Annotated in this window: 15 protein-coding genes; 8 read left to right on the top strand and 7 right to left on the bottom strand. The window is 64.6% G+C overall.

Going from position 1 to position 15,769, the window contains the following annotated elements; all coding sequences use genetic code 11:
* The first annotated feature begins 85 nt into the window (after window positions 1-85).
* Window positions 86-1,819 (top strand): Na+/H+ antiporter, encoded by a 1,734-nt coding sequence (locus tag G7047_RS27510; RefSeq protein ID WP_166311474.1) that lies wholly within the window; start codon window positions 86-88, stop codon window positions 1,817-1,819.
* Window positions 1,820-1,863: 44 nt separating this feature from the next.
* Here G7047_RS27510 and G7047_RS27505 read toward each other — a convergent pair whose 3' ends face one another.
* Window positions 1,864-2,853 (bottom strand): S9 family peptidase, encoded by a 990-nt coding sequence (locus G7047_RS27505; RefSeq protein ID WP_166311473.1) that lies wholly within the window; start codon window positions 2,851-2,853, stop codon window positions 1,864-1,866.
* A gap of 19 nt (window positions 2,854-2,872) precedes the next feature.
* Window positions 2,873-4,612 (bottom strand): AMP-binding protein, encoded by a 1,740-nt coding sequence (locus G7047_RS27500; protein WP_166311472.1) that lies wholly within the window; start codon window positions 4,610-4,612, stop codon window positions 2,873-2,875.
* A gap of 138 nt (window positions 4,613-4,750) precedes the next feature.
* Between G7047_RS27500 and G7047_RS27495 the strand changes: the two genes are divergently transcribed.
* Complete coding sequence (locus G7047_RS27495) at window positions 4,751-5,806, top strand: AraC family transcriptional regulator (RefSeq protein WP_240939288.1); 1,056 nt, start codon at window positions 4,751-4,753, stop codon at window positions 5,804-5,806.
* Between the two features lie 5 nt (window positions 5,807-5,811).
* On the opposite strand, the gene G7047_RS27490 is transcribed toward G7047_RS27495, so the two are convergent.
* Both G7047_RS27490 and G7047_RS27485 read right to left on the bottom strand, forming a co-directional pair.
* Window positions 5,812-6,489: an HAD family phosphatase gene (locus G7047_RS27490; RefSeq protein WP_166311470.1), complete on the bottom strand. Its 678-nt coding sequence runs from the start codon at window positions 6,487-6,489 to the stop codon at window positions 5,812-5,814.
* Window positions 6,490-6,616: 127 nt separating this feature from the next.
* Window positions 6,617-7,660, bottom strand: a complete 1,044-nt coding sequence (locus tag G7047_RS27485) for a hypothetical protein (protein WP_166311469.1) — start codon at window positions 7,658-7,660, stop codon at window positions 6,617-6,619.
* A 146-nt stretch (window positions 7,661-7,806) separates the two neighbouring features.
* Here G7047_RS27485 and G7047_RS27480 point away from each other — a divergent pair, with 146 nt between their 5' ends.
* Window positions 7,807-8,487, top strand: coding sequence for a response regulator transcription factor (locus G7047_RS27480; protein ID WP_166311468.1), 681 nt, complete (start codon window positions 7,807-7,809; stop codon window positions 8,485-8,487).
* A gap of 7 nt (window positions 8,488-8,494) precedes the next feature.
* On the opposite strand, the gene G7047_RS27475 is transcribed toward G7047_RS27480, so the two are convergent.
* The 3 genes from G7047_RS27475 to G7047_RS27465 are packed head-to-tail and all read right to left on the bottom strand — an operon-like array spanning window position 8,495 to window position 11,649.
* On the bottom strand, window positions 8,495-10,375 hold the full coding sequence (locus G7047_RS27475; protein WP_166311467.1) for a hybrid sensor histidine kinase/response regulator: 1,881 nt from the start codon (window positions 10,373-10,375) through the stop codon (window positions 8,495-8,497).
* Window positions 10,359-10,775, bottom strand: coding sequence for a YchJ family protein (locus tag G7047_RS27470; protein WP_166311466.1), 417 nt, complete (start codon window positions 10,773-10,775; stop codon window positions 10,359-10,361). Before G7047_RS27470 ends, G7047_RS27475 begins: the two co-directional genes overlap by 17 nt.
* A gap of 31 nt (window positions 10,776-10,806) precedes the next feature.
* Window positions 10,807-11,649, bottom strand: a complete 843-nt coding sequence (locus G7047_RS27465) for an aldo/keto reductase (protein ID WP_166311465.1) — start codon at window positions 11,647-11,649, stop codon at window positions 10,807-10,809.
* 191 nt (window positions 11,650-11,840) lie between these two features.
* On the opposite strand from G7047_RS27465, the gene G7047_RS27460 reads away from it, so the two are divergent.
* The 5 genes from G7047_RS27460 to G7047_RS27440 all read left to right on the top strand — a co-directional run bounded on the left by G7047_RS27460 (window position 11,841) and on the right by G7047_RS27440 (window position 15,732).
* The gene (locus G7047_RS27460) at window positions 11,841-12,335 is read left to right on the top strand and encodes a DUF421 domain-containing protein (RefSeq protein ID WP_166311464.1); all 495 of its coding nucleotides are present in this window, start codon (window positions 11,841-11,843) and stop codon (window positions 12,333-12,335) included.
* A gap of 210 nt (window positions 12,336-12,545) precedes the next feature.
* Complete coding sequence (locus tag G7047_RS27455; RefSeq protein ID WP_166311463.1) at window positions 12,546-13,337, top strand: IclR family transcriptional regulator; 792 nt, start codon at window positions 12,546-12,548, stop codon at window positions 13,335-13,337.
* Window positions 13,338-13,376: 39 nt separating this feature from the next.
* Window positions 13,377-14,090 (top strand): dipeptidase PepE, encoded by a 714-nt coding sequence (gene pepE / locus G7047_RS27450; protein ID WP_166311462.1) that lies wholly within the window; start codon window positions 13,377-13,379, stop codon window positions 14,088-14,090.
* A gap of 14 nt (window positions 14,091-14,104) precedes the next feature.
* Window positions 14,105-15,022, top strand: a complete 918-nt coding sequence (locus G7047_RS27445; RefSeq protein ID WP_205904682.1) for a DUF1177 domain-containing protein — start codon at window positions 14,105-14,107, stop codon at window positions 15,020-15,022.
* Complete coding sequence (locus G7047_RS27440) at window positions 15,019-15,732, top strand: AroM family protein (RefSeq protein WP_166311461.1); 714 nt, start codon at window positions 15,019-15,021, stop codon at window positions 15,730-15,732. The genes G7047_RS27445 and G7047_RS27440 overlap by 4 nt, the downstream gene beginning before the upstream one ends.
* The last annotated feature ends 37 nt before the right edge of the window (window positions 15,733-15,769 follow it).

Here is a 15,769-nt window from a genome sequence, read left to right as displayed (position 1 = left end):
CAGTTCTCCACTTTTCCCTATTCGGGCACTCGGTTTTTTTCAATATCTGACAGAAGCGCCGGCGCATATGGGTCGAAAATGCCATATGCATACCGTCGAAACCGTCCTGCTTGTCTTGATGCTTGGCGCACTGACGGGCATTGTTGCCCGCTACATCCGCGCCATTCCACTGCCACTGATTCAAATCGCGCTCGGCGCCGTCATCGCCTGGCCCCAAAGCGGGCTGCATATCGCGTTCGACCCCGAAATTTTCATGCTGCTGTTCATTCCGCCGCTGCTGTTCGCCGACGGCTGGCGCATTCCCAAACGTGAGTTCTTCTCGCTCGCCAGACCCATTTTGCTGCTGGCGCTTGGACTGGTGGTGTTCACAGTGTTCGGTCTGGGCTATCTCATCAATTGGATGATTCCCGAGATTCCGCTGCCCGTGGCTTTCGCGTTGGCCGCCGTGATCTCGCCCACCGACGCGGTGGCCGTCTCGGCCATCACGCGCAATCTGGGCATGCCCGACAAGACCATGCACATCCTCGAAGGCGAGTCGCTGCTCAACGACGCATCGGGCCTGGTAGCGCTGAAGTTTGCGGTCGCGGCAACGCTCACCGGCACACTGTCCTGGGGCGCCGTCGCACGCGATTTCATCTATATGGCTGTGGGCGGCCTCGCTGTCGGTGCGTTGCTCGGCTGGGGTTTCAGCTACGCGCGCAGCACCATCACCCGGCGTCTCGGCGATGTGGCGGCCACACAGATGGTGCTGCTGCTGGTGCTGCTGCCATTCGCCGCCTACATCGTGGGCGAAAAGATCGGCGTGTCGGGCATTCTCGCGGCCGTGGCGGCGGGCATCGCCACCAACTTCGGCGACCTCGACCGCAGCAGCTACGTGAGCGAACGCCTGCAGACCGAGGGCACCTGGAGCCTGGTCGAAGCCGCGTTCAACGGCGCCATCTTCCTGCTGCTGGGCCTGCAACTGCCGTCCATCATCGGCGTGCCGCTGCACGAGGCCGGTCACGAATGGTGGATTCTGGTCGGCTACGTAGTCGCGATTTCGAGCGGTCTGCTGCTCCTGCGCTGGATCTGGATCACCCTGGGCGTGCACGGCGCGCTGCGCCGCGCGCACCACTCGGGCAAGATGGCGGAGCGCCCATCGGCACTGCTCAATCTGGCTACCACCTTCGCGGGCATCCGCGGCGCGGTGACGCTGGCCGGTGCGCTTTCCGTTCCCATGCTGCTGAACAACGGAGAGCCCTTCCCCGCGCGCGGCATGCTGATCTTTCTGGCGACCGGCACCATTCTGTTCACGCTGGTCATGGGCAGCGTGATGCTGCCCATCATCCTCAAGCGCCTGCCGCCCCCGGGCGAGCCGCCCACGGTGCGCGAGGAGCGTCTGGCGCGCGAGGCGGGCTGCATCGCCGCGATTTCGGAGCTTACGCTCACCGAGGAGGATGTGGAGAAGCACTCGCCCGAATGGGTGGCGATGCACCAGGAGGTCGTGGGCCGACTGAGCCAGGAATACCGCAACCGCCTGCAGCTGCTCGACGACGGCAGCGGCGTCGCTACCTCGCTCGAGAGCTCGCGCGAAGCGCCCGAGATCGTGCAGCAGCGCAAGCACCGCTACGTGCTGGAGATCGAGACGCGCCTCAAGTGCATCCGAGCCGAGCGCGATGCGGTCTACGCCGAGCGGCACAAGCACCGCATCAACGACGAGACGCTGCGCAACATCGTCAGCGAACTCGATCTGCAGGAAGTCTCGATGCGCAAGCGCCTCGTCGCAGCACGCCGCGCTGCGGGTCTGGACAAGACCAAGGGCGCATCCGGCGCGCACTGATCGTTGAAAGACGAAGACGCATCCATGTGATGCGGGCGGTGTGCTCATCGCGCCGCCTCATCCGTACTGGTCGCTGGGCCGCTCGCCGTAGAGTCGGGCGACGATGCAGGCAATGCGGCAGGAACCAGCGCAGGCTCGATGCGAGCAGCCAAAGGCAGGGGAAATCCCACCTCGTCAAGAAACTGCGACACCAGCGGCTCCCATTGCTTGGTGCCCGCGCGGAACAATTCGTGCCCGTCACTTCCAAATGCAGGCAGTTGCTTGAACTGCGCGTGACCGCCGCCCTGCTGGAAAGCCGCATGCCATTTCACAGGCCATTCGGCGCCGAAATATTGATCATTGCGCGCGTAGATCCAGAGCATCGGCAGCTGCGATTGCCTGCCGTAGTTCTGAAAAGTTTTCGCCATCTGCTCGGGCTCGCAGGGTTTGCCGGTGTGCGTGCGCGGATTGCCGCCCGCCCCGCCCGCGAAGTTGATGACCGCCTGCACGCCCTCGGGTTTCTGCGCCGCCGCAGCCACCGAGGCCGCGCCGCCAAACGACTGGCCGACGATCACCGCGCGGTCGGGCAAAGCATCGCTGCGCTTTGAGCGCACGGCCGCGAGCACCGCGTTGATCTGCGTGGCGGCGGCGTTCATCGCAGGGGCGAAGCGCTTGGACTTGCACGGGCCACTGTCCTCGGCATCATCCTCGAACGTGGGGCCGTAGCCGAGCCGTGTCGGCACCGCCACCAGAAAACCCCGGCTCACGAAGTAACGCGCCTGCTTGGCGAAGCGCGCACGATGCAGCTCCTTGCGGCCTTCGGCCTGCGGCGAGCGGCCGTGGTTGAGCACCAGCACCGGCGCAGGCACGGGGTTGGCCGGGTCCGAATAGACCGTCACCGCGATATGGCCCTTGACCTGCTTGCCCTGCGGATTGGTCGCCGTCACCGGCACCTGCAGCACGCGCTCCTGCATGCTGGCCCATGCGGGCAAGCTTCCCTGAATGGCGAAAGCAAGGGGCAGCAGAGCAAGGCGGGGGCGAAGGTAGGCAGTCATGTCGAGGTGTCTCCGGGGATCAGGCCGACTTGGCGTCCTCAAGCCCCAGTTCGTCCTTCATCTGATCGCGGATGCGGAACTTCTGGATCTTGCCGGTCACCGTCATCGGGAACGATGTCACGAAGCGAATGTAGCGCGGCACCTTGTAGTGCGCGATCTGGCCCTTGCAGAATTCGCGGATTTCTTCCTCAACCAGCTTCTCGCCCGGCTTGGTGATGACCCAGGCGCACAGCTCCTCGCCATAGCGCTGGTCGGGCACGCCGACCACCTGCACGTCCTGCACCTTGGGGTGGCGGTACAGAAACTCCTCGACCTCGCGCGGATAAATGTTCTCGCCGCCACGGATCACCATGTCCTTGATGCGGCCGACGATGTTCACATAGCCCTCGTCATCCATGGTCGCGAGGTCGCCGGTGTGCATGAAGCCCTCGGCGTCGATGGCCTCCTGCGTCTTGGCGTCTTCACCCCAGTAGCCGAGCATGACCGAGTAGCCGCGCGTGCACAGCTCGCCGCTCTGACCCACGGGCAGCACTGCGCCGGTCTCGGGGTGGATGATCTTCACGTCGAGATGCGGTTGCACCTTGCCGACCGTGGAGACGCGCTTTTCAAGCGGCGTGTCGTTGTCGCTCTGGCAGCTCACCGGGCTGGTTTCCGTCATGCCGTAAGCGATGGTGATCTCCGACAGATTCATGTCCTTGACCACGCGCTTCATCACCTCAATGGGGCATGGCGATCCGGCCATGATGCCGGTGCGCAGCGTCGACAGATCGAACTCTGCAAAGCGCGGATGGTCGAGCTCGGCGATGAACATCGTAGGCACGCCATGCAGGCCGGTGCAGCGCTCAGCCTGGACGGTTTCGAGCACCTTGAGCGCATCGAAACCATCGCTCGGATACACGATGGCCGCGCCATGCGTGACGCAAGCCAGATTGCCGAGCACCATGCCGAAGCAGTGATACAGCGGCACGGGAATGCACAGCCGATCCTCCGGCGTGAGCCGCATGCACTCACCGATGAAAAAACCGTTGTTCAGGATGTTGCGGTGGGTGAGCGTCGCACCCTTGGGAAAGCCCGTCGTGCCGCTTGTGAACTGGATGTTGATCGCGTCCGTGTTGCGCAGCGTCGCGGCGATGGGGTCGATGCGGGCATCGCTCGCATCGCCACGCGCGAGCAGTTCGGAAAAGCGCAGCATGCCGGGCTGCTCGTCGCCCAGACCTTCACCCGTACCCGCCTCGTCGATCCAGACCACGGTGCGCAGCGTCGGCAGGCGCGCAGCCTTGAGCGCTCCCGGCAGAGCCGTGGCCAGCTCGGGCGAGAGTTCGCGCAACATGCCCAGATAGTCGCTGGTCTTGAAGCTCGGCATCGTCACGATGGCCTTGCAGCCGACCTTGTTGATCGCATACTCCACCTCGGCCGTGCGATACGCCGGGTTGATGTTCACCAGCACCAGCCCGACCTGCGCGGTCGCGAACTGCATCAGCACCCACTCGGCATTGTTGTGCGACCAGATGCCGATGCGGTCGCCCTTCGCCAGCCCCAGCCCAAGCAGCGCGCTCGCGAGCCTGCGGACTTCGGAATGTAGTTGGGAATAGGTGTAGCGCTTCGATTGGTGGGCGCTGATCAGCGCGTCGCGCTCTGGATGACCCGCGGCCATGTCACGAAAGAAGTCGCCGAGCGTCTGCTCGATCAGCGGTTGGTCGGTCGCCCCCGAGGCCTGGCTCAGAACGAAACGACCCGTTGGCGATGGCTGCGAAATCATGTGCTCTTGTCTCCTGCAGGGTGGGCACGGCGGGCCCACGTCATTTGTCACACAGCATACGCCGGACAGGTGACAATGGGGAGCAATGATCAGGCCACGATGGTTGCAATTTGCGCCAGTGCGACGCAAAATCGAGGTATGCGCCATCTGGTCTCCCCTCACCCTCTGGACAGCACCCATCCCGCCATCACCCCGATGGCATTCGTTCAGGCAATTCTGCTCACCTATGAGCGGCGCGGCATGAGCCCGCACGCAGCACTCGAAACGGCGCAAATTGCGCCAGCAGACATCAAAAACAATTCTGCACGAATTACGGCCCTGCAAATGGAAGTGTTCTCGGGCCACGCCATGCGCGAGCTCGATGACGAGGGTCTGGGCTGGTTCCAGCGCCGGCTGCCATGGGGCAGCTACGGGATGCTCGCGCGGGCCTCGTTGAGCGCGCCCACGCTGGGCCTCGCGCTCGCGCGCTGGTGCCGCCATCACCACCTGATTGCGGACGACATCAGCCTGCACCTGCATGTCGAGGACGAGCGCAGCGTGCTCACCATCACCGAGCACCGCGATCTGGGTGCGCTGCGCGAGTTCTGCCTCATCTCGGTGCTGCGCAACGCACTGGGCCTGGCCAGCTGGTTCATCGATTCGCGGCTGCCTGCAGTGTCGGCGCAGTTTCCGTTCGCCGCGCCACCCCATGCCGACGCCTACCGCGTGCTGTTCAGCAGCAAGGTGACGTTCGACGCGCCCCACGTGGCCGTGGAGCTTGATTCACGCTACCTCGCCTTGCCGCTCAAGCGCGACGAGACCGCCATGCAGCAGATGCTGCAGCGCGCGCTGCCACTCATGGTGCGCAAGTACCGCCGCGACCGGTTGCTGGTGCAGCGCGTGCGCCAGATTCTCGCGAGCACGCCCGACGTGATGCACAGCGCGCGCACGCTGGCCGACGAGCTGCATGTCTCCACTCGCACGCTGCACCGGCAATTGAAAGAGGAAGGCGCGTCGCTGCAGACGCTGAAAGACGAGATGCGCCGCAACAAGGCCATCGAGCTGCTCAACCGCACCGACCGGCCGATCAAGCAAGTCGCACAGGCGGCGGGCTTTGCGGGCGAGAAGAGCTTCATCCGCGCGTTCCGTACCTGGACCGGCTACTCCCCCGCCGAATACCGCAAGCACTCGCGCAAGGCGACGGAAGCGGATTGATCCGATCAGGCCGCCTCGGCCATCAACCGGGGCAGATCGCCCATCGCATCGAACACGCGGCTCGCGCCCGCGTTGACCAGATCGCTCGCGTCGGCATGCCCTTGATGCGAGGGAAAGTAGGCCCAGACGGTGGCGCCCGCAGCCACACCGGCCTGGACGCCGGTCAGCGTGTCCTCGATCACGAGGCAGCGTTTCGGATCCACATCGAGCGCGGCGGCTGCGGCCAGATAGACATCAGGAAACGGCTTGCTGCGCGGCGTCTCGTGTCCGCTGAAAACACGGCCTTCAAAGAACGGCGCCAGCCCCACCTTGGCGAGTTGCATCTCGACCTTAGCGCGGTCCGCGCCCGAGGCGCAGGCGATGCGGCCCTTCAGCGCTGCATGCACGTTCTCGACGGCGGCGAGCGCTCCATCGATGGCCACCAGCTCTGCGTTCAACGCCTCGTTGCGGCGCACGTAGAACTGCTGCAGCCACTCCTCGGTGAACGGCTTGCCAGTGTGCGACTCGATCAGCGCGGCCTGGCTGCGTACGGTCTTGCCAATGAACTGCTGCAGGCATTCCTCGGTCGTGATCGGCCAACCCGCTTCGTTGAGCATGTCGCGCAGCACGCGGTTGGTGATGGATTCGCTGTCCACCAGCACACCATCGCAATCGAACAGAACGGCATCAAACTTCGCGGTCATCGGTCGGGCTCATCAAAGGAACAAAGGCGCTGAGAGAGTCAGCGCCTTTGAAAAATCAAAAAAGGGTCAAGCGGAATTATGCGGCAGGCCCTCTTTCGTGCGCCCGCACGCGGGCTTCCATCGCTCATCAACCGGGGAATGCCACTCCCGCCAGCGGATGCAGCACCGTCGCCGCGTTCAGCGTGGAGACGTTGTGGATCACGTTGTCGCTGGTTCCGTAGCCGGTCAGGAAGAAGAAGCCCTTGGCCGCGTTGGCGTCGAGGCGCGACTTCATCTTGGCGAGCGTGTCGGTGCTCACGTCGGACTCCACCAGATACTGGATCGCACCCGACTGCTTTGACGACTTCTCCCACACAGAGACGGCCGCGCCACCACCGATGATCAGCTCGCCGCGCGAGAGACGCCCTTGAGCGCCCATGGCGTCGAGCACCTTCTTGAGTTCGGCCCCGTTCTTCTCGCCATACTGGCTGCTTGGCGTGGCCAGCGTGTAATCATAGGTCGTGCCGATGCTGTCCTTGCAATACATGTTGAACATCTGCGAGCCGATGATCATCGGGCCCAACCAGCGGAAGCCCCGGCTGCCCTGACGCGTGAGTTCGTCGCCGAGGTTCTTGGCGCTCGCCGCGCTGTTGTCGCTCGTCACCGCTTCATAGGTGTATGTCTGGCCGAGCGAGGCATCGCGCACATAGAGGTTGCGGATGTCGTTCTGGTTCGCTGGAAACACCGCGCCGGACTTGTATAGGTAGCCCTGCGCGCCGCGCAGATTGGCCTGCGCAACGAGCGCAGAAACCGAGGCTACGTCGGCATCGGCCACGTAGTCGATACGTGCATTCTTGTGCGCCGTGTCACTGACGTAGAAGTCACCCATGGCAATGTTGTTGCCCACGCCCGCACCCAAGGTGCTGATGAGCGCATAGCCCTGCGCGCCGAGTTGATTGGCCGTGGCCAGTGCGCCCGAGAACGATGAGGCTGCCGCTTCCAGCCGGTACTGACCAGTCACCACAGTGGTACCGCCACCCGTACCGCCTCCCGCACCACCGCCTGTGCCCCCACCGGTGCCACCGCCGCTGCTGCCGGAATCGTCCCCCCCTCCCCCACCGCCACCACATGCGGAAAGCGAGGCCAGCAAAAGCATGGCTGCCGAGCGTCGGGTGAGTAGCGTTGAGTTCATATATCCTCTCGTCCTTACACAAAATAAATCAAGTCGATTGACCGAATTCCCGATTTTCGACTCAGCCTACGCTGGCCGACACCCTCCCAAGGTGGGGTATTTGTTACTACGTTTTGCCTCACCGCACCGCTCCGCTCTTCTCCCCCATGCAGCCCCGCACCCCCCCCTCCTACGCACTCGTGATTGATGACCACCCGATGGTCGCTCAGGGCATGGGGCAGATGCTCTCGCAGCTGTCCGGCGTGAACGAAGTGCGGCATGTCGCGAGCGCGGCCGAAGGGCTGCAGACCATCGCGGCGCTCGGCGCGCCGCTCATCGTGATCATGGATTTCTGGCTCGAGGATGGCGGCTCCACCCGCTTCGTCACCGACATCCTGACACTCGCGCCCGACACCCGGTTGCTGATGGTGAGCGGCGACAGCCATCCGGCGCTGCCGGGCAAGGTCAGCGCCGCTGGTGCCCATGGGCTGATCCACAAGAGCTGCACGCCCGATCAATTCAAGACGGCCGCACTCGCCGCGCTTTCAGGCAGCTCCTGGGTCGCGCATGGAGCCCCGGAAAAGGCGCAGGCCACGCGCCCCGCAGCTGCGCAGCTGCGCATGAGCGGCAACGATCTGGGCCTCACGCAGCGCCAGACGCAGGTGCTCGATCTGGTGCTCAAAGGCAAGCCCAACAAGGTGATCGCGCAGTCGCTCACGCTCTCGGAACACACCGTCAAGGAACATGTGACAGCCATCCTGCAGAAGCTCGGCTGCACCAACCGGGTCGAGCTGATCACGCGCATGCAGGGCGTGGATCTGATCCTGCCCGCAGGCACTTCTGACTGACTCGCCCTCAGCCGCCCGACGCACCGCCGATGCGCGTGAGCACCGCCTGCAACGCGCGCGGCTGCAGCGGCAGCGCGAACACCAGATACCCCTCGTCCTCGGCACGGCGCTGCAGTGCCGCATCATTGGTGAGCAGAGCGCCGGTGACGCCTGGTGCATGCTCGAGCACCCGCTCCAGCGCTAGCATCACATCGGCGTGATCCACCAGTTGGTCAGCGCAGAGCAGCGCGTCGGGCGCACCATGCTGATCGAGATCGGCCAACGCATGCATCGCCGAGCGCGCCACCCGCACCTCCAGCCCCAGTCCGCGCAGCAGGCGCGCAGTCTCGGCAGAGCGCAGCTCGTTGGCATCAAGCAGCAGCAGCCGGGCGCGCACCGGCGCGGCGTCAAACGCCTCCTCGGCGTCCTGTACCGGTAACATCGACGCCTGAAATTCCGACTCGCCCACATCCGCATCTGCGGGCCACTGCAGCCAGAAACACGAGCCACGCCCGAGGCGCGACTGCACGCCGTATTGCACGCCAAGGCGCTGCGCCGAACGCGCCACCACGGCCAACCCCAGCCCGCTCGCGCGTGCCGATCCGCTGGCCTTGCCACCCATGGCATCCTGCGTGCGCTCGCCGTTGCTCGCCTTGTAGTGGGCGGCGAAAACCTTGTCCAGCTCATCGGCCGCGATGCCTATGCCCGTGTCCCACACCTGAATGCGCCACGCGCCCTGACGCCTGCGGCAAGTGAGCGTGACCGCGCCCTCGCGCGTGTAGCGCAGCGCGTTGTGCACGAGGTTGAAGACCATCTGCCGCATCAGCGAGAGGTCCGTCTGGACAACGGCATCCACGCGGCGCGGCAGCCTCACTCGCAGTTCCACGCCCTGCTGCCCGGCCACCGGGGCGAACATGCGCCGCGCGTCCAGCAGCACCATGCCGAGCGGCACCGGTTGCACGCGCAACTCGAGCGTGCCGCTCTCGAGTCGCGAGAGATCGAGCAGGTCGTTGAACATCATGTCCAGATCGCGCGTGCAGACCTGCACATCGGCCAGCGCCCGCGCCACGCCGGTATCGCGATTGCGCATGCGCGCCGTCTCGAGCATGAAGCCGAGCGCCTGCAGCGGCTGACGCAGATCATGACTGGCTGCCGAGAGAAACCAGTTCTTCTCGGCGAGCGCGTTTTCCGCCTGCACCTTGGCGTGGTGGATCTGCACGGCCAGCGCATGGCGCTCGCGTTCCTGCGCATGCTGCTGCCGCACGAACCTGCGCGACGCGAACGCATGGCGCGCAACGGTCATGCCATAGAGCAACAGCAGGACGACCATGAAGATGCCCTGCTGCGGTACATACCAGTGCGCGGCCAGCAGCATGGGCAGGTAAAAGGTGGTCGCGAACGACCAGAACACCGCAGGAATCGGCGCGAGAAACGTGGTGGCCGATGCAAGCACGCCGCAGAAAACCAGATACACGACCACGCGGAATTCATACGTCGCGCCCTGCCACGAGCACAGCAACAGCAGGCTCCACATCATTCCGCTCGTGGCCGCATAGGCCGAGAAGATGCGCTGCCAGCCATCGAGCGCGGCAGTAGTGGGCACTGGATCCGGCTGCGTGACCAGCACCTCCCATTCGCGCTTGAGCCGGCGGCGCATCCACAGCATCGCCGAGGCGAAGCACATCATGCCGATCCACCACAGTGCGAGCGGCCAGATCGGCTTGCTCCCGCCATGCGCGTAGAGCGCGAGAAACGCGGGCGGAATCAGAAACGCGGCCAGTTCGGTCGAACCGCGCGAGGCCAGCAACTGCAAAAGGCGCAGCCGCGCCCGCGCGTCAATGGTCGCTACGTCCTCAGGCGACAGTCCGTCGTCCGGCTGCGCGGCAGCGACGTCAGAACTGCTCGCCATCCACGTAGTACCAGCGGCCTTCCTCGCGCACGAAGCGGCTGCGCTCATGCATCCGCACGGCCCTGCCGCCCACGCGATAGCGCGCGACGAATTCGACCTCGGCGGCGTTCTCGCCCGTGGCCCGCGCATGCTTCACGGCCAGGCCCAGCCACTTGGCGTCGGGATCGAAATCGAGCGATGCGGGGCGCTCGTCCGCATGCCATGTCGCTTGCAGATACTCCGCGTTCTCGAGCACGAAGGCGGTGTAGCGCGAGCGCATGAGCGACTCGGCATCGGGCGCGGGCGTGACATCGAAATGCGCGACATAGCGCGCGCAGCAGTCGCCCAAAGCCAGCGGTTTTCCCTTTGCATTGCTGCGACCGCAGGGACAGGGCGATGTGCCCGGCAAGGTGAGCGTCATTGATGCGATTCCTGTTTGAACTCGGCGCTCATCAATGGCCAAAGCGATCTGCGTCGAGCAGGTTCGCGGCAGCGTCTTCGAGCCGGTCAATCGCCGCCATTTCGGCCGCGCTCAGCACAAAACCGAACACGTCGAGATTCAAGCGCTGACGCTTGGGATCGGACGACTTCGGAATCGCCACCAGCCCCTGCTGCACATGCCAGCGCAGCACCACCTGCGCAGGCGTCACACCATGCGCCTCGGCCGCGCCGACGATGGCCTGTGCCTTGAGCAGATCGCCACCGCGATCGAGTGGCGACCAGCTCTCGGTGACGATGCCATGTCGCTTGTGCAGCGCCACCAAATCCCTGCGCGGGCGCGTGGGCGACAGCTCGATCTGGTTGACCTGCGGCGTCAGCCCCGCGTCGAACAGCTTCTGCAGATGCGCGGCCTTGAAGTTGGACACGCCCACCGCGCGCACCAGCCCCGCATCGCGCAGCTTGAGCAGACCCTCGAAGGCCTGCACATAACGGTCCTGCGCAGGGTTGGGCCAGTGAATCAGCAACAGGTCGACATAGTCCATCCCGAGGCGCTTGAGGCTCGCCTCGCAGGCTGCGCGCGTGCCGTCGATGCTGTGCCACTCCTTGTTGAACTTGGTGGTGACGAACAATTCCTCGCGCGCCACACCGGCGTCGCGGATGCCCTGCCCCACGCCGAGTTCGTTGCGGTAGTTCTCGGCCGTGTCGACATGGCGATAACCGATACGAAGCGCATCGGCCACTGCCGCCCGGGCCTCATCATCATTCATCGGCCAGGTGCCCAGCCCCATCTGCGGAATGCCTGCGCCACCTGCGAGTGGCAGGGTGGCGGCTCTCAATGGCGAAGTACTGCTCATGCGGATTTGTTCCTTGTGCGGCCCATGGGTTGGAAAGAGGATGGGTCGTTGGACTCCGAGCGTACTGCAACTGGACGGGTCCCGTCCGGAATTCGCTCCCGTCCTACATTCCCGAGAGAACCCGGTCTGGCCGGACGCCCCACAATGGGCTTCGTTACCCCAACAGCGAATGAATGAATGGAGGCTGCCCCATGTTCTCGATGTCCGTGCCGTGGTGGGAATTCGTGCTGCGAGGCGTCATCGTCTACGCCTTTCTTCTGGTGTTCCTGCGCATCACCGGCAAGCGCAACGTGGGGCAGTACGACCCGTTCGATCTGATCCTGCTGCTGATCCTCTCGAACGCGGTGCAGAACTCGATGAACGCGGGCGACAACTCGCTCATCGGCGGACTGATCTCGGCCACCACACTGATCATCTGCCACACCCTGCTCGCCCAAGCCACCTACCGCAGCCCGCGCCTGTCGCGGCTCATCGACGGCAAGCCCATCTGCCTGATCGCCAATGGCAAGGTCAATCAGCAATCGATGTCCGCCGAACTGATCACCGGCGACGACCTCAAGGCCGCACTGCATGCCGCCGGATGCCTGCACACCTACGAGGTCGAACAGGCCACGATAGAGACCAACGGCCAGATCACCATCGTCATGCGCAACCGGGACAGCGCGAACAAGGACGACGGCGTCTGAGAGCGTGTTTGCGATCTCCACGCCGTGTTGCAGGCGCGGTCTCGGGCGGTCTACTGCGTTGCAAATCCCGGTCCACATCCTGCAATCGTCGCGCAAAGATTGCACACACGCTCTGGGCGGATTGCCCATGCACGGATGTCGAGTTATCCGGAGTTCTTAGTATATCGTAAATACAGAACTTAGTTCGATATTTTCGAACTCCAGATATCCATGAGCATTCTCGACAACGTACAGCGTGTGCTCACGCTGTTTGCCGACGGCGCTTCCGAACTGAGCTTCACGGAGGCGACCGCGCGGCTGGATCTGCCCAAAAGTTCGGCCTCTCATCTGCTCAATCAGATGACGCGCTACGGCCTTCTCGACCAGCATCCGGTCACGCGTCGTTTTCGCGCAGGATCGCTGCTTGGGCGCGCGGCCCATGCGGCCTATGCCGCCAGCGCCATCGACGATGCCTGCCGTGAGGTACTCGAACAGCTCTCGTCGCGCAGCGGACTCACAGCCTATCTGTCAACGCTCTCGGGCCACGACACGGTGGTGCTGCAACGCCTGAACGGCAACTCGCCCGTGCAGGTGCTCTCGTCCCCCGGCTCGCGCCGCGACGCCACCAGCACAGCGATGGGCCGCGTGCTGCTCGCGCGGCTCAGTGATGTGGAACTGAACGCGCTCTATGCAGGCGGCGAAGAGAGCAGTTCGAGCCAGTTGCCCATCGCCAGTCAGGGCGCGTTCTCCACGTTGGACCAGTTGCAGCAATGCATCGATGGCATCCACGAAGCGCGCCACGCCATGGTCATCGACGGTCCGATCCCGGGCGTCGGAGCCATCGCCGCCGCCGTGCGCAATCCTGTGGACGGCGAACTGCGCGGGCTCTGCATTTCCTTTGTCTCCAGCCTCAAACCGACTGCCGCACAGATCGAACGCTGGCGCAAGCTGGTGATGCTCGAGGTCGGCGCACTCGGGCGGCGCATGGGCGATCCCTTCTGGCGCCTGCCGAACCATCACTGACCACGTCCTACTCCGAAACGATTTCTTCGACGAAACGACATGAACCTCCTATTGCTGAGCAACTCCTCCAGTGAGGCTGGCTACCTCACCCACGCACGCGCCTGGATCGAGGACTGGGCCCAAGTGCATGAACGCACGGGCGACGCGGTGTTCCTTCCCTTTGCCGGCGTCACGCGCACCTGGGACGCCTACGAAATCCTGGTCGCTGAGGCCCTCGCGCCACTGGGGTTGAACGTGAAGTCCGTGCACCGAATGAGCGATCCACTGTCCGCCGTGCGAAATGCGCGCCACATCCTCGTGGGTGGCGGCAACACGTTCGCGCTGCTGAGCGAAATGCGGCGCCGTGGACTGCTCGCTGCCATTCGCGAGCGTGTGCTCTCAGGAGAGGCTTCGTACATGGGCTGGAGCGCAGGATCGAACATGACCTGCCCGACGATCTGCACCACCAACGACATGCCGATCACCGATCCGAACGGACTGGACGCGATGGCGCTCGTTCCCTTCCAGATCAATGCCCACTATACGGACGCCCATCCCGCAGGACATCGCGGAGAAACGCGCGAGCAGCGCCTGCGCGAATTCGTGACTCTGCAGCCGGATGTGAACGTCCTTGGCATCCCGGAAGGCAACGGCCTGCGCGTGCATGGCGCTGCCCACACGCTGCTGGGCAAGGATGGGGCGCGTCACTTCAAAGGCGCGGCACAACCGCAGTGGCTCGCAGCCGGCCCCGTCGCCCCTGAATTTCTCCGATAACGACAGACACTCCCATGAAACACGTCTCCTCCATGATCGAACTGCTCTCGAGCGCCCATGTCACTGGCGAAGCCGTCGCAGCCCATCTGCGCGCACTCGGCGACTGCAAGATCGAAGTGACCCATGTGGCGCATGACGGTGCAGCCACCGACTTCATCAGCATCGAGATCCCCGGCCTCGACGCGAAAGCCCCGCGCCTTGGCATCGTCGGTCGCCTCGGCGGCATTGGTGCGCGCCCCACCGTCAGCGGCCTGGTGTCCGACAGCGATGGAGCCATCGTCGCGCTCGCCAGCGCCGCGAAGATGCTGGACATGGCACGCCATGGCGATGCCATGCCCGCCCATGTACTGATCCACACGCACATCTGCCCGCGCGCAGGCACGCGCCCCAATCATCCGGTGCCGTTCATGAAGTCACCGTTCGCCATGCGCGAGATGATGTCGCACGAAGTGAGCCCGCGCATGGACGCCATCCTCTCCATCGACACCTCACGCGGTAACCGCCTCGTGAACCAGCGCGGCGTGGCGCTGACGCCCGTGGCCAAGGAAGGCTGGCTGCTGCCGATTCCGGACATCATGCTCGACGTGATGGGCTGGGTCAGCGGCGAGCTGCCGGTGACGCTGCCGCTCACCACGCAGGACATCACGCCCTACGAAAACGGTCTGCCGCATGTGAACTCGATCATGCAGCCCACCATCGTCACCCCGGCCCCTGTGCTCGGCGTGGCGCTCACTGCACAGACCACGGTGCCCGGCTGCGCGACCGGCGCGACCAATGCGTGGGACACGGATGTCGCCATGCGCTTCTGCGTGGAAATCGCCAAGCTCTACGGCGAGCGCAAGCTCGCGTTCTTCAACGAAGACCATTGGAAGCAACTGCAGGCCCGCTACGGCTCGCTCGCACATCTGCAGACCGTCGGGAACGCGCAATGAACGACTTGAACGACTTGAACGATTCACCGCAACGCACCCGCCGCGTAGCGTTCTTCACGATCGGCGAATCACCACGCAGCGACGTGGTTCCCGCCATGAGCGCGCTGCTCGGTCCGCATGTGCAGGTCGATGAATTCGGCGCGCTCGACGCACTGGACGACATGCAACGTGAAGCGCTGGCGCCCCGCGAGGGCGAGCATTGCTTTGCCACGCGACTGCGCGATGGTGGCTCGATCACCCTGGACAAGCACGCCACCGAAGCACGCCTTGCACAGGTGATGCGCGAGGCAGATGCCACAGGCTATGACGCGCTCGTTCCGCTGTGCACCGGCACCGCGCTGCCCCGGCTCGCTACCTTCCTGCTCGAGCCCCAGCAGGTGGTGGACCAGACCATGGTGGCGCTGGCACGCCATGCGCGCAAGGTGGGCGTGCTGGTGCCGCTCAAGGAGCAGCTCGCGACCTTCCATCTGGCCGAACCGCTGCCGTGCCCGCTCCAGCTCGACTGCGCCTCACCCTATGAGCGCGATCCCGGGCTCGCCACGGAATCCTTCGAACGTGCAGGCCGCGCACTGTCTGACTGCGACTTCATCGTCATGCACTGCATGGGCTATACGGAAGCCATGCGCACACAGGTGGCGCGCGCCAGCGGCCGCCCCACGCTGCTATCCAACCACCTCGTCGCGCACACGCTCGGCCAATTGCTTGCCTAACGCAACGACCTCCCGACACCGACTCATTCCAACTTTC

The organism is Diaphorobacter sp. HDW4A, assembly GCF_011305995.1.
Lineage (GTDB): Bacteria > Pseudomonadota > Gammaproteobacteria > Burkholderiales > Burkholderiaceae_C > Diaphorobacter_A.
The sequence above is the reverse complement of the archived record's forward strand: the minus strand, read 5'-3'. Positions and strand labels throughout refer to the sequence as shown.

Coding starts and splice junctions, on each gene's coding strand:
- G7047_RS27460 (WP_166311464.1), top strand. CDS start 11,841: ATGTTCTCGATGTCCGTGCCGTGGTGGGAATTCGTGCTGCGAGGCGTC.
- G7047_RS27475 (WP_166311467.1), bottom strand. CDS start 10,375: ATGGCGAGCAGTTCTGACGTCGCTGCCGCGCAGCCGGACGACGGACTG.
- G7047_RS27490 (WP_166311470.1), bottom strand. CDS start 6,489: ATGACCGCGAAGTTTGATGCCGTTCTGTTCGATTGCGATGGTGTGCTG.
- G7047_RS27500 (WP_166311472.1), bottom strand. CDS start 4,612: ATGATTTCGCAGCCATCGCCAACGGGTCGTTTCGTTCTGAGCCAGGCC.
- G7047_RS27465 (WP_166311465.1), bottom strand. CDS start 11,649: ATGAGCAGTACTTCGCCATTGAGAGCCGCCACCCTGCCACTCGCAGGT.
- G7047_RS27510 (WP_166311474.1), top strand. CDS start 86: ATGCATACCGTCGAAACCGTCCTGCTTGTCTTGATGCTTGGCGCACTG.
- G7047_RS27445 (WP_205904682.1), top strand. CDS start 14,105: ATGAAACACGTCTCCTCCATGATCGAACTGCTCTCGAGCGCCCATGTC.
- pepE (WP_166311462.1), top strand. CDS start 13,377: ATGAACCTCCTATTGCTGAGCAACTCCTCCAGTGAGGCTGGCTACCTC.
- G7047_RS27495 (WP_240939288.1), top strand. CDS start 4,751: ATGCGCCATCTGGTCTCCCCTCACCCTCTGGACAGCACCCATCCCGCC.
- G7047_RS27455 (WP_166311463.1), top strand. CDS start 12,546: ATGAGCATTCTCGACAACGTACAGCGTGTGCTCACGCTGTTTGCCGAC.
- G7047_RS27470 (WP_166311466.1), bottom strand. CDS start 10,775: ATGACGCTCACCTTGCCGGGCACATCGCCCTGTCCCTGCGGTCGCAGC.
- G7047_RS27480 (WP_166311468.1), top strand. CDS start 7,807: ATGCAGCCCCGCACCCCCCCCTCCTACGCACTCGTGATTGATGACCAC.
- G7047_RS27440 (WP_166311461.1), top strand. CDS start 15,019: ATGAACGACTTGAACGACTTGAACGATTCACCGCAACGCACCCGCCGC.
- G7047_RS27505 (WP_166311473.1), bottom strand. CDS start 2,853: ATGACTGCCTACCTTCGCCCCCGCCTTGCTCTGCTGCCCCTTGCTTTC.
- G7047_RS27485 (WP_166311469.1), bottom strand. CDS start 7,660: ATGAACTCAACGCTACTCACCCGACGCTCGGCAGCCATGCTTTTGCTG.